The 12,665-nt window shown below is 60.3% G+C and carries 10 protein-coding genes and 1 tRNA gene; 3 read left to right on the top strand and 8 right to left on the bottom strand.

Going from position 1 to position 12,665, the window contains the following annotated elements:
* Nucleotides 1-76: 76 nt before the first annotated feature.
* From UIA24_RS04840 to UIA24_RS04830, 3 genes are all read left to right on the top strand, one after another.
* Nucleotides 77-163, top strand: a tRNA-Leu gene (locus tag UIA24_RS04840).
* Between the two features lie 205 nt (nucleotides 164-368).
* Nucleotides 369-1,382 (top strand): extracellular solute-binding protein, encoded by a 1,014-nt coding sequence (locus tag UIA24_RS04835; RefSeq protein WP_065758764.1) that lies wholly within the window; start codon nucleotides 369-371, stop codon nucleotides 1,380-1,382.
* Nucleotides 1,382-2,947 carry an ABC transporter permease gene (locus tag UIA24_RS04830; RefSeq protein WP_330522306.1) on the top strand — a complete coding sequence of 522 codons (1,566 nt, stop codon included), beginning with the start codon at nucleotides 1,382-1,384 and terminating at the stop codon, nucleotides 2,945-2,947. Before UIA24_RS04835 ends, UIA24_RS04830 begins: the two co-directional genes overlap by 1 nt.
* Nucleotides 2,948-2,992: 45 nt before the next feature.
* On the opposite strand, the gene UIA24_RS04825 is transcribed toward UIA24_RS04830, so the two are convergent.
* From UIA24_RS04825 to miaA, 8 genes are all read right to left on the bottom strand, one after another.
* Nucleotides 2,993-4,927, bottom strand: a complete 1,935-nt coding sequence (locus UIA24_RS04825) for a methyl-accepting chemotaxis protein (protein WP_330522305.1) — start codon at nucleotides 4,925-4,927, stop codon at nucleotides 2,993-2,995.
* A 188-nt stretch (nucleotides 4,928-5,115) separates the two neighbouring features.
* On the bottom strand, nucleotides 5,116-6,408 hold the full coding sequence (locus UIA24_RS04820; RefSeq protein ID WP_065758761.1) for an adenylosuccinate synthase: 1,293 nt from the start codon (nucleotides 6,406-6,408) through the stop codon (nucleotides 5,116-5,118).
* 54 nt (nucleotides 6,409-6,462) lie between these two features.
* Nucleotides 6,463-7,650, bottom strand: coding sequence for an ATP phosphoribosyltransferase regulatory subunit (locus tag UIA24_RS04815; protein ID WP_099773413.1), 1,188 nt, complete (start codon nucleotides 7,648-7,650; stop codon nucleotides 6,463-6,465).
* 242 nt (nucleotides 7,651-7,892) lie between these two features.
* Complete coding sequence (gene hflC, locus UIA24_RS04810; RefSeq protein ID WP_102052361.1) at nucleotides 7,893-8,762, bottom strand: protease modulator HflC; 870 nt, start codon at nucleotides 8,760-8,762, stop codon at nucleotides 7,893-7,895.
* Entirely contained in the window at nucleotides 8,762-9,922 is a 1,161-nt protein-coding gene (gene hflK / locus UIA24_RS04805; RefSeq protein ID WP_102052360.1) for an FtsH protease activity modulator HflK, read from the bottom strand. The genes hflC and hflK overlap by 1 nt, the downstream gene beginning before the upstream one ends.
* A gap of 96 nt (nucleotides 9,923-10,018) precedes the next feature.
* Nucleotides 10,019-11,320 carry a ribosome rescue GTPase HflX gene (gene hflX, locus UIA24_RS04800; protein WP_065758757.1) on the bottom strand — a complete coding sequence of 434 codons (1,302 nt, stop codon included), beginning with the start codon at nucleotides 11,318-11,320 and terminating at the stop codon, nucleotides 10,019-10,021.
* Between the two features lie 12 nt (nucleotides 11,321-11,332).
* Entirely contained in the window at nucleotides 11,333-11,593 is a 261-nt protein-coding gene (hfq, locus tag UIA24_RS04795) for an RNA chaperone Hfq (protein WP_065758756.1), read from the bottom strand.
* 96 nt (nucleotides 11,594-11,689) lie between these two features.
* Nucleotides 11,690-12,664, bottom strand: coding sequence for a tRNA (adenosine(37)-N6)-dimethylallyltransferase MiaA (gene miaA, locus UIA24_RS04790; protein WP_330522368.1), 975 nt, complete (start codon nucleotides 12,662-12,664; stop codon nucleotides 11,690-11,692).
* Between the last annotated feature and the right edge of the window lies 1 nt (nucleotide 12,665).

Raw genomic sequence — 12,665 nt, 5'->3', positions numbered from 1 at the left:
AAATTTCAGATTAGCCTAAAGCATCTGGAATTTATGCAACACGCTACACCGTTTCATGCTCCAACGCTTTACTTTTGCCCAGATGGTGAAATTGGTAGACACGCCAGCTTCAGGTGCTGGTGACCTTACGGTCGTGGAAGTTCGAGTCTTCTTCTGGGCACCATATTTCTAAAGAAACCCGCGAAAGCGGGTTTTTTTATGCCTCGCGAAAAGTACTTATCCCCCACCTGCAGCTACGCCCCTCCCTCTCAGTAAAGGCGAATGGCAACGATAGCCTGCTCATGAATTTTTCCTCACAGGCGTACTTGAGAAACAATATCGTTTATTATTGTTTCCAGATTTGTACCCGTAAGCGAGGAAGTACCCGCATGACGATTCGCATCAAACCGATTTTGCGCGGCCTGGCCGCTTCCCTGTTCACACTGGCACTGGGTACCCCTCCGGCCATGGCCGCCGACCCTGTGTCGCTGACCCTGTACAACGGCCAACACAAGGAAATCGGTGAAGCCATCGCCAAAGCCTACGAGGCCAAGACCGGCATTCACATCAATATCCGCAAGGGCAGCAGCAACCAGCTGGCCAGCCAGATCATCGAGGAAGGCGATCGCTCCCCCGCCGACGTCATCTACACCGAAGAGTCGCCCCCCCTTAACAACCTGGGTGAACTCGGCCTGCTGGCCAAGATCGACGATGCGACCTTGCAGGTTCTACCCAAGGAATACGTTGCCAACAACGGCACCTGGATGGGTGTAACCGCACGTACGCGCGTCGTCGCCTTCAACCCCAAAGTGATCGACGAAAAGTCGCTGCCGCCTTCGGTCATGGATTTCGCCAACCCGGAATGGGACGGCAAGATCGGTTTCGTCCCTACCAGCGGCGCCTTCCAGGAACAGGCCGTTGCAATCCTCAAGCTCCACGGCCGCGAAGCCGCCGAGGAATGGCTGACCGGCCTGAAAGCCTTCGGCAAGACTTACACCAACAACATGGTCGCGCTCAAAGCCGTGGAAAATGGTGAAGTCGCCGCGGTACTGGTCAACAACTACTATTGGTACGCCCTGAAAAAAGAGCGCGGCCAGCTCGATTCGAAGCTCTACTACCTTGCCGATGGCGATGCCGGCGGCCTGGTGACCATTTCCAGCGCGGCAGCGGTCAAGGCCAGCAAGCACCCACAGGAAGCCCAGGCGCTGCTGGCCTGGATGGCCAGTGAAGAAGGCCAACGGGTGATCACGCAAACCACCGCCGAATACCCGCTGCACAAAGGCATGGTCTCTGATCAGGGCCTGAAGCCATTCGAAGACCTGCGTCCACCGAAAATCACCCCGGCCGATCTGGGTAACGCCGAGGAAGCACTGGAACTCGAACGCGAAGTTGGCCTGCTCTGATGAGCGCCGCCCTGCCCTTGGCGGCCTCCGCCGCCTATGTACCGCGACGAAAGCGCCCCTCGATCTGGGTGGTGCTACCGGTTCTGCTGCTGGTCGGGCTCAGCCTGCTGCCGTTGCTGTATGTTGGGCTCAAGGCCTGGCAGGCCGGGCTGCACGAAGCCTTGCGCCTGCTCTGGCGACCCTTTGTATGGGGCCTGATGCGCAACACGCTGCTGCTGATGGTCGGCGTTACACTTGCGTGCGCGATACTCGGCCTGGCGCTGGCTTGGCTACTGGAGCGCAGCGACTTGCCGGGAAGGCGCCTGTGGGGCGTAGTCCTGTGCCTGCCATTTGCCGTGCCCGCGTTTGTCAGCGGCTTTACCTGGGTATCCCTGAGCCCGCGTTTCGAGGGGCTGGGCGGGGCGATTCTGGTGATGGCGCTGTCCAAGTACCCCTTGGTGTTCCTGCCGGTGGCCGCAACACTGCGCAACCTCGACACCTCCCTGGAGGAGTCGGCACGCACCCTGGGCCAGAATCGCTGGGGAGTGTTCTTCAGAATCACCCTGCCACTGCTCTGGCCGTCGATGCTCGGCGGCAGCCTGCTGATCGCCCTGCACATGCTGGTGGAATTCGGCGCCCTGTCGATCCTCGGGCTACAAACTTTCACCACGGCGATTTACCAGCAATTCGAGCTGGAGTTCAGCAATGCCAATGCAGCCATGCTGTCAGCCGTGCTGCTGTTCATGTGCCTGCTGATGCTATGGCTGGAGTTGAGGGTGCGCGGCAAGGCACGCCATGTACGTATCGGCCAAGGCGTGGCACGTCGTGCGGCTCCCGTGCGCCTGCGTGCGTGGACGCCCATCGCACAGCTGTTCTGCCTGATACTGATGTTGTTGGGCAGCGGCATTCCGCTGGGCATGCTCGCGTACTGGCTCAGTGTCGGCTCTTCGGCAGCCTTCCCGGTCGCCGATATCAGCCGGGCACTGGTCTCCTCATTGTCGCTATCGCTGGGCGGTGCCGGGGTAAGCCTGCTGCTGGCGCTGCCAGTGAGCTTCCTGGTGGTGCGCTACAAGGGACGCCTGGCACTCTGGGCTGAGCGCCTGCCGTACTTGTTGCATGCCCTGCCGGGGCTGGTGATTGCCCTGACGCTGGTGTACTTCGCGCTGCACTACGTGCCCGCGCTGTACCAGACCACCGGGCTGTTACTGCTGGCCTATGCCCTGCTGTTCCTGCCACTGGCCCAGGCGCCGGTGCGCACGGCGCTGAACAAGGCCTCCCCGCAACTGGAAGAGGCGGCACGCACCCTTGGCGCAACGTCGTTTGGCGCCTTCTGCCGGGTGACCCTGCCGATCATCTTCCCGGCACTGGCAGCAGCTTTTGCGCTGGTCTTTCTGGATGCCATGAAAGAGCTCACGGCAACCCTGCTGCTCAGCCCGACAGGCATGACCACGTTGGCTACCGAGGTATGGGCACACACCGCCAACGTCGAGTTTGCGGCAGCAGCGCCCTATGCAGCCCTGTTGATCCTTGTCTCGGGCCTGCCGGTGTATCTGCTGACCACACGCATGTACCTGAACCGGGCCTGACACTGCCGACAGCCGCTGATCGATCAGCGGCTGTCGATCAGTTGTTCAGGCACGGAACTGCCCTAGGCTGGCCTTGAGCTGAGCCGCCAGATCGTCCAGCACTTTACTGCTGGCCGTCGTTTGCTGAACCACCCTGGCAGCGCGCTCAGCTTGCTCATGAATGGTTTCCACTCGACCACGTACTGCCTGCGCACCCTTGGCCTGCTCCTCAGCCGCACGGGTTGCCATACCGATGGCCGCATGCACCTGCTCGACCGAGGCCTGCACGGCCTGCTGTACCCGCGCATTGTCACGCAGCACCAGCAACCCCTCGCTGGCTTGACGCCCAGCCTGGCTGATCGCCGCAACGGCCTCCCGCGCGCCCTGCTGCAAGGCCCCGATGTGGGCTTGAATATCACCCGTTGAGCTCTGAGTCTTGCTGGCCAGCGCGCGCACCTCATCCGCGACCACGGCAAAGCCCCGGCCTGTTTCACCCGCACGAGCCGCCTCGATGGCCGCATTAAGCGCAAGCAGGTTGGTCTGCTCGGCAATACCGTGAATCACCGTCAAGACCACTTCAATCTGCTCGCTCTGCTCAGCCAGTCGCTCGATCACTTTCGAGCCGGTCTGCACCTGCCCGGCCAAGGCCTCGATCAGGCCGGCCACCTGAGCCGAGGTACGGCTGCCTTCATCCGTAGCCTGGCGAATGTCCACAACCTGTTGCAGGGCAGACTGCATTACCTGACTTTCGTTCTGCGCCTCATCAGCCATGGCCGACAAGGCACGCAGGCTTTCGGCCACTTCATCACGCTGCAACTCGGCCGCAGCATCGGCGCCGGCATTGTGTTGGGCCATGACACCGATTTCGATGCCCGTACGCTGTGCCACTTCACCCGCCTCGCGAACAATCGGCTGTAACTTGTCGACAAAGCGGTTGACCGCCGTCGCCATGTCACCAATTTCGTCACGGCTATCAATCGGCACACGCTTGGTCAGATCACCCTCGCCAGCGGCCAAGTCGTTAAGCGCGGCAATGAGCAAACGCAACTTGCTGACGACCCGATGGCCCAGCACCACCGCCACAACCAGAAGCACACCAAGACCGACCAACGCCAGCCCCAGACCAATGTTCCAACGCAACGTAGCAGCGGCTTCCTGAACGCTCTGCGAGGTGTTCGCCTGCATGCCCGCAGCACTGGCCTGAGCCGCCTCCAAACGCGCACGCAAGGCCTTGGTGCTGTCTGCCGCTGCCCCCATCAGGCTCTCACCCACCAATTGATCACCGCTGGCGATCAACGCCGCGAAGCGCTGATCCAAGGCCTGCAGTTCGTGTTCGACTGACGACGTGGATACCCCCATGAGCACTTTGCCGATCTCGACACCATTAGGGTTGATCGGCGCCTCGACGAAGTACACCGACGGATCGTTGCGCGCAGCATTGACCACCTTGTCCAGCGCCCGCTCTCCCTCACCCTTTTCCAGCAAGGCCTGGTTGATCGGGTTTTGCCGGTTCAGGTAACGAGTCAAGTGCTGACCCTGAGCATCGTCGTAGACCACAAAGAGCACATTGGGATTGCGCTGGGCCCGTCGCGAGAACTCCGACAGGGTCGGCACATCGTTGTCCCACATCGCTCTTGGCGCCACAGAGGCCAGCAACTCAGCCATGTCATTGGCCGAGTCCTTGAGGTTTTTTTCCAGGGTGGCTCGTAACTGCGCCTGCTCGCTTTCCAGGCGAGCCGAGAGCCCGCCCGTCAGGCGCTGACGTGTACTGGCCGAAAGGCTGTCCAGACCGGAGCTGACCTCCTGCTCCGCACGCTCCAATTCAGCCGACAATTTCTGACTGTCGACCCCCAAACGATTACCCAAATCCGCTTCAAGCGTGGTCACCGTGCTCCGGGTAAGCGCTACCGCTACCAGCACTTGCACCAAAAGAGCGATACCAAGGGCAACAAAGACAGGCCGCAACAGGCGGCTTCGTAACAGTGAGAGAACGGCTGACACGAAAGAACCCTCTACTTTCTGGCGCCATTAAAATGATGGCTCACCTGTAACGGTTCTCTTAGCAATCCCCATGCCGCACTCCCGATAAAATGCCTGAGCACTGCGCTTCCTGTGGGATCAGCACCAGTCTTTGGCTTAAAAAAAACCCCCGCTAAAAAGCGGGGGTTTGTGTTTAACGCAAACGTATATCAGGCAAACGGATGACGCAGCACGATGGTCTCGTTGCGGTCAGGGCCGGTGGAGATGATGTCGATCGGCGCGCCGACCAGCTCTTCCACACGCTTGATGTAGGCACGGGCGTTGGCCGGCAGTTCTTCCAGGGTCTTGGCACCCAGGGTCGACTCGCTCCAGCCCGGCATTTCTTCGTAGACCGGCTCCAGGCCGATGTAGCTGTCGGCATCGGTCGGTGCATCGATAACGGCACCGTTCTCGTTCTTGTAGCCAACGCAGATACGGATGGTTTCCAGGCCGTCGAGGACGTCCAGCTTGGTCAGGCACAGGCCGGAGATGCTGTTGATCTCGATGGCGCGACGCAGGATCACGGCGTCGAACCAGCCACAACGGCGGGCACGGCCGGTGGTAGCACCGAACTCATGGCCACGCTTGGCCAGGAAAGCACCAACGTCGTCGAACAGTTCGGTCGGGAATGGACCGGAGCCAACGCGAGTGGTGTAGGCCTTGGTGATACCCAGGATGTAGTCCAGGTACATCGGGCCAAAACCGGAACCGGTGGCGATACCGCCAGCAGTGGTGTTCGAGCTGGTGACATACGGGTAGGTGCCGTGGTCGATGTCCAGCAGCGAACCTTGGGCACCTTCGAACATGATGTCCTTGCCGTCGCGACGCAGAGCATGCAGCTCGGCAGTGACGTCGAGCATCATCGGCTTCAGCTCTTCTGCAAAGGCCATGCACTCGTCCAGGGTCTTCTGGAAGTCGATCGCAGGCTCTTTGTAGTAATTGACCAGCACGAAGTTGTGGTAGTCCAGCAGCTCCCCGAGCTTGGCAGCGAAACGCTCACGGTGGAACAGGTCACCGATACGCAGGCCGCGACGGGCAACCTTGTCTTCGTAGGCCGGGCCAATGCCACGACCGGTGGTGCCGATCTTCAGCTCGCCACGGGCCTTTTCACGGGCCTGGTCCAGCGCTACATGGTAGGACAGGATCAGCGGGCAGGATGGGCTGATGCGCAGGCGCTCACGCACCGGTACACCTTTTTCTTCCAGCTTGGTGATTTCACGCAGCAGGGCGTCTGGTGCAACCACCACGCCGTTGCCGATCAGACACTGCACGCCTTCGCGCAGTACGCCCGATGGAATCAGGTGCAGCACGGTCTTCTCGCCGTCGATCACCAAGGTGTGACCGGCGTTGTGACCGCCTTGGTAGCGCACTACGGCGGCAGCATGTTCGGTCAGCAGATCGACGATCTTGCCTTTGCCCTCATCACCCCACTGGGTGCCCAGGACTACGACATTCTTACCCATAACACTTGTCCTCATTCGCGCAAACTTGGCGCCGGGCATCGCCGGCGGGAAAACTCAAATGGCCAGTGGCAGAACCTGCCAAAGCCCGTTTTGCTGAATCAATTGCCGATCACAATCTGCCTCGCGGGCGGCGGACAACGGTTGCCCAGGCAATGCCTGAACCACACGCTGACCTTCGCTACGCAACTGGCAGACCTGTTGCCAAAGCGCGGCATCGCTGCTGTCGGGCATCCAGATCCCGCCAGACGGCAACACGACTTCAGCTCGCCCCAGTGTGACCAGGGTCTTCAAATCCGTAGAGAAACCGGTGGCCGGGCGCGCCCGACCGAAATCCGCGCCGATGTCATCGTAGCGGCCGCCCTGGGCGATCGACTGACCGACACCCGGAACGAACACGGCGAACACAACGCCGGTGTGGTAGTGATAACCACGCAACTCACCCAGGTCGAAATACAGCGGCAGGTCTGGATAACGCGCGGACAAGCGCTCGGCAATCGCCAGCAGATCATCCAGCGCAGCCAGTACCGCTGCAGGTGCACGCCCCAGGCGCACACGCGCCGCTTCCAGCACTTCTCGCCCGCCGCACAATTCGGTCAGGGCGCGCAGCATGCCGCCCAGCTCTGCCGGAAGGTTTGCCGTGAGTGCTTCAACTTCGTCGACGGCCTTGCGCTGCAGTGCGTCGAACAACTGCTGCTCAACCGCACCGGACAACCCGGCGGCACGCGCCAGGCCGCGGTAGATACCGACATGCCCGAGGTCCATGTGGACGTCCGCCACGTCAGCCAGTTGCAGCGTTGCGAGCATGAGGCTGATCACCTCGACGTCGCTGACCGGGCTGGCATCGCCATACAGCTCGGCGCCCAGCTGAATCGGGCTGCGCGAGGTCGAAAGCGCCCGAGGCAACGCATGCAGCACGCTGCCGGCATAGCACAGTCGGTTTGGGCCTTCACGACGCAGGGTGTGCGCGTCGATACGCGCCACCTGCGGCGTGATGTCGGCACGGAAGCCCATCTGCCGACCGGATTGTGGGTCGACGACCTTGAAGGTACGCAGGTCCAGGTCCTGGCCGGCACCGGTAAGCAGCGATTCCAGGTACTCGATATGAGGGGTTACGACAAACTCGTAGCCCCAGCTCTGGAACAGATCCAACACCTGACGACGCGCGATTTCGATGCGCGCCGCTTCCGGTGGCAGTACTTCTTCGATGCCATCTGGCAGCAGCCAGCGGTCTACCGTTGCCATTACGCCATTCCCCTTGGGTCCCGACGGCCTGTCCGCAGGCCCGCCTTGAGTGAAGCAGGTATCGCCTGACGCCGCCTGTACAGGCGCTTCAAGCCGGGGCGATACCCTCGAAAACCTTGCTGCGCTGCCGATCAAACATGCAGACGCAAAAAAGCCGGGAATTTCCCGGCTGCCGCATCATACACCCGTTTTCGCGCAGGATCACCCCGCCAGAGGTATTAGCCGCCCGGCGGGGTACATCATCAAGGCTTGGTCTTGCCCATGAAGCGGAAGAAATCGCTGCTTGGGTCGAGTACCAGCACGTCGCTCTTGTTCGCGAAGCTCTCACGGTAGGCCTTGAGACTACGGTAGAACGCGTAGAACTCCTGGTCCTGGCCGTAGGCCTTGGCATAGATGGCCGCTGCCTGGGCATCGCCATCACCACGCACCTCTTCCGACTCGCGATAGGCTTCAGCCAGCAGCACACGGCGCTGACGGTCAGCATCGGCACGGATACCTTCAGCCAGCTCGTTACCCTTGGCACGGTGCTCACGGGCTTCACGCTCACGCTCGGTGCTCATGCGCTCGAACACGCTGCGGTTCACTTCCTTCGGCAAGTCGATGGCCTTGACCCGAACATCGACGACTTCGATGCCCAGCTCCTTGTTGGCCATGCGGTTCAGCGAAGCGGTGATGTCCGCCATCAAGGCGTCACGCTCACCGGACACCACTTCGTGCAGGGTACGCTTACCGAACTGGTCACGCAGGCCGCTTTCCAGACGACGCGACAGACGCTCGTCGGCGATCTGCTTCAGGCCCGAGGTAGCGGTGTAGAAGCGCTCGGCGTCCTTGACCCGCCATTTGGCGTAGGCATCGACCATCACGGCTTTCTTCTCCAGCGTCAGGAAACGCTGGGTCGGAGCATCGAGGGTCATCAGGCGGGCATCGAACCTGCGCACCTGGTTAACGTACGGCACCTTCACGTGCAGGCCAGGCTGAACGTCAGTTTTCACCACACGACCGAATTGCAGCAACACGGCGCGTTCGGTCTGGGCAACGATGTAGAAGCTGTTCCAGGCCACGATCGCCAGCACTACGCCAACGATCAGGGCGATCAGCGATTTATTGCTCATCAGCGGCTCTCCCTAGAACGCGACTCACGTTGCTGCTGTTGCAGGTCAGTGGCAGCACGGTTGGCTGCATCATTGACCGAGACCGGCACGCTGCTCACAGGAGCACTACTGCGCGTGTTTTCGATCATCTTGTCCAGCGGCAGGTAGAGCAGGTTGCTCTGGCCGTCTTTGCCAGAGACCAGCACCTTGCTGGTGTTGCTGTAGACTTCCTGCATGGTGTCCAGGTACAGACGCTGACGGGTCACCTCAGGCGCCTTGCGGTACTCGGCCACCAGCTTGGTAAAGCGATCCGCCTCACCCTTGGCACGAGAAACCACTTCGTCGCGATAACCGTTGGCGTCCTCGATGATACGCTGCGCCTGACCACGGGCTTCCGGCACCACGCCATTGGCGTAGGTTTCAGCCTGGTTGCGGGCACGCTGCTCGTCTTCACGGGCGCGAATCACGTCATCGAAAGCTTCCTGCACTTCACGCGGGGCTGCCGCGCTCTGCACGTTCACCTGAGTGACGGTGATACCGGTACGGTAGGTGTCGAGGAAACGCTGCAAGCGCTCCTTGATCTCGACCGCCATCTGTTCACGGCCTTCGGTCAGCACCTGATCCATCGCGGTGGAGCCCACCACGTGGCGCAATGCGCTGTCGGTCGCGTGCTGCAGGCTGACTTCAGGCTGATCGACGTTCAGCACGAAATCCTGCAGGTTGGTGATCTTGTACTGCACGGTCAACGGCACTTCGACGATATTCTCGTCTTCAGTCAGCATTTGCCCCTGCTTGGTGTAGGCACGCTCGCGGGTGACGTTTTCCATGTACTTGCGATCGATCGGCGGGAAGTAGATGTTCAGGCCCGCGCCAACCGTTTCGTAGTATTTGCCGAAGCGCAGAACGACTGCCTGCTCCTGCTCGTCAACCACATAGACGGCGCTGTAAAGCCAGATAGCCGCCAACACGGCGAGACCGACACCCAGCAGGCCAAAACCACCGCCCTTGTTGGTGCCGCTGTCGCCGCCACGTTTCTTGCCACTGCCGAACATACCGTTCAGGCTGTCCTGCAGCTTGCGGAAGGCTTCGTCGAGATCCGGCGGCCCTTTCTTGTCGCCACCACGGCGGCCACCCCAAGGGTCCTGATTGTTCGAGTTGCCACCCGGCTCATTCCAAGCCATAGCGCTCTCCATCTGATAAAGCAAAGACGCGCTCACGGCGCGCCGTCCAATGCTACAGAATGCCTGTCACGGCTGCCTGACCGCTAGGCCTGGCATTTATTGCAAAGTGTGTTGCTCGATGAAATCCAACGGTTTCATCCCTTCACGACTGACCAGTCGATTGAACTCTATTCGCGACAACCGCACCGCCAGCAGGCTGTTACCTTCTTCATCGTGTTCTTCGCTCTGCACCGCACCGAGCGCAAAGAACTGCGCACGCAATCGCGCATAGCGCTGCTCAAGGCGCAAGGTACCGATGAACAGGTCATCCCCCAGCAATTCGGCAATCGCCTGCCCGACCAGCTCCAGACCGCGTCCGTCACGTGCCGACACCCAGACACGTTGCGGTTTACCTTCTTGGTTACGCTGAATCTGAGGCTCTACACCTTCAAGCAGGTCGAGTTTGTTATACACCTCAAGTATCGGCAAGCCTTCAGCACCGATCTCACTGAGCACGGCCATGACTTGCTCGATCTGTGCCATGCGCTCCGGCTCATGGGCATCGATCACGTGCAACAGCAAATCAGAGTTGCTCGACTCTTCGAGCGTAGCTCGAAAAGCTTCAACCAGCTTGTGCGGCAGATGACGAATGAAGCCCACGGTATCGGCCAGCACGATCGGCCCGACATCGTCGAGCTCAAGGCGGCGCAAGGTCGGGTCGAGGGTGGCGAACAGCTGGTCGGCTGCATACACCTCGGAGGCGGTCAGGGCATTGAAGAGGGTCGACTTGCCGGCGTTGGTATACCCCACCAGCGAGACTGACGGGATGTCTGCACGCTTGCGTCCACGACGCGCCTGCTCTCGCTGGCTGCGCACCTTTTCCAGGCGTGCCTTGATTTGCCGCAGACGGACTCGCAACAGGCGACGGTCGGTTTCCAGCTGGGTTTCACCCGGGCCTCGCAGACCAATACCGCCCTTCTGTCGCTCGAGGTGGGTCCAGCCGCGTACCAGGCGCGTGCTCATGTGCTCTAGCTGAGCCAGCTCAACCTGCAGTTTGCCTTCGTGGGTACGTGCGCGCTGGGCGAAGATATCGAGAATCAAACCGGTACGGTCAAGCACGCGACACTCGAAAACGCGTTCGAGGTTACGTTCCTGACTGGGCGTCAGGGTGTGATTGAAAATCACCAGGTCCGCTTCTTCGGCTTTGACCAGGTCGCGCAACTCCTCGACCTTGCCAGTGCCAATCAGGAATTTGGCGGAAGGCTGGTGTCGCGTCACCGTGACGAACGCAACGATATCGGCACCTGCCGACACTGCCAGCTCCTGAAACTCCTGCGGGTCTTCGCGCGCCTCAGGGTCCTGACCTTCCAAGTGAACGAGGATCGCCCGTTCACCACCACCGTGGCGCTCAAAGAACAAAGCAGACTCCTATCAGGCGTTACCTGGCTCAGCGTCACCGTGTTCGGCATCAGCTGCGCTTGGCAGACGGATTGGACGCACTGGAACCACTGTCGAGATAGCGTGCTTGTAAACCATTTGGCTGACGGTGTTCTTCAGCAGAATCACGAATTGGTCAAACGATTCGATCGTGCCTTGCAGTTTGATGCCGTTGACCAGATAGATCGAGACCCCGACCTTTTCTTTTCGCAAAGTATTCAAGTAAGGGTCTTGTAGCGAATGCCCTTTTGACATGTGCCGCACTCCTGTAAGGATCAATAGTAAGAAAATTCAAAAAAAACTGATGGCTCAGGCCGCCCCACCCCAAGGATAGACGGCAATTGCAAGGACTCAGCTCAATATGGAGGCCGATCCCAAGTATTTCAAGGTGCGAGACAGATTGTCGCAAGCCAGGCTATCCAGCCAGTGCAGATCAGCCCAACTACGCAACCAGGTAAACTGCCGCTTCGCCAACTGGCGAGTGGCAATAATGCCGCGCTCCTGCATTTCAACTGAAGTCAACTTGCCATCGAGATGATCCCATACCTGGCGATAACCGACTGCTCGTATAGACGGCAATCCGGCATGCAAGTCACTTCTGGCACGCAGCAATCGGACCTCATCAACGAAGCCCTGTTCCAACATTTGACCAAAGCGCAGTGCAATTCGCTCATGCAGAACCTGCCGGTCCTTCGGTGCGATCGCCAAACTGGCGACAGTATAGGGCAATTGCCCCTGTCCCGACGCGCCTAGTACGCTACTTTGCGCAGATTGACGCTCTCGATGGGCCGTCATGCTCAAGCCGCTGACCCGATAGACCTCCAGCGCACGCATCAGCCGCTGCGGGTCATTGGGGTGAATACGCGCCGCCGATACCGGATCGATGGCCGCCAGTTGATCGTGCAGGGCTTGCCATCCAAGGCGCAGGGCTTCGTCTTCGATTTCCGCCCGCACCTGCGGATCGGCAGGCGGCATATCGGCCAACCCTTCGAGCAGCGCCTTGTAGTACAACATGGTACCGCCCACCAACAGCGGGATATTGCCCCGCGCAGTGATTTCAGCCATGGCTTCCAGGGCATCGCGCCGGAAGTCCGCGGCCGAGTAGCTCTCGGCGGGGTCCAGAATGTCGATCAGGCGATGCGGGTGAGCCGCCAGAATATCCTTGGACGGCTTGGCCGTGCCGATATCCATACCGCGATAGACCAGCGCAGAGTCAACGCTGATCAGTTCGCAGGGCAATACTTTTGTAAGTTCGATGGCCAGATCGGTCTTGCCCGCGGCAGTCGGGCCCATCAGAAAAATTGCCGGTGGCCTGGAAGCAGGCATA

Origin of the sequence: Pseudomonas sp. AL 58 (genome assembly GCF_036348395.1) — a bacterium.
Lineage (GTDB): Bacteria > Pseudomonadota > Gammaproteobacteria > Pseudomonadales > Pseudomonadaceae > Aquipseudomonas > Aquipseudomonas defluvii.
Note: the sequence above shows the minus strand (reverse complement) of the source record. Positions and strands in the feature narration are given on the sequence as shown.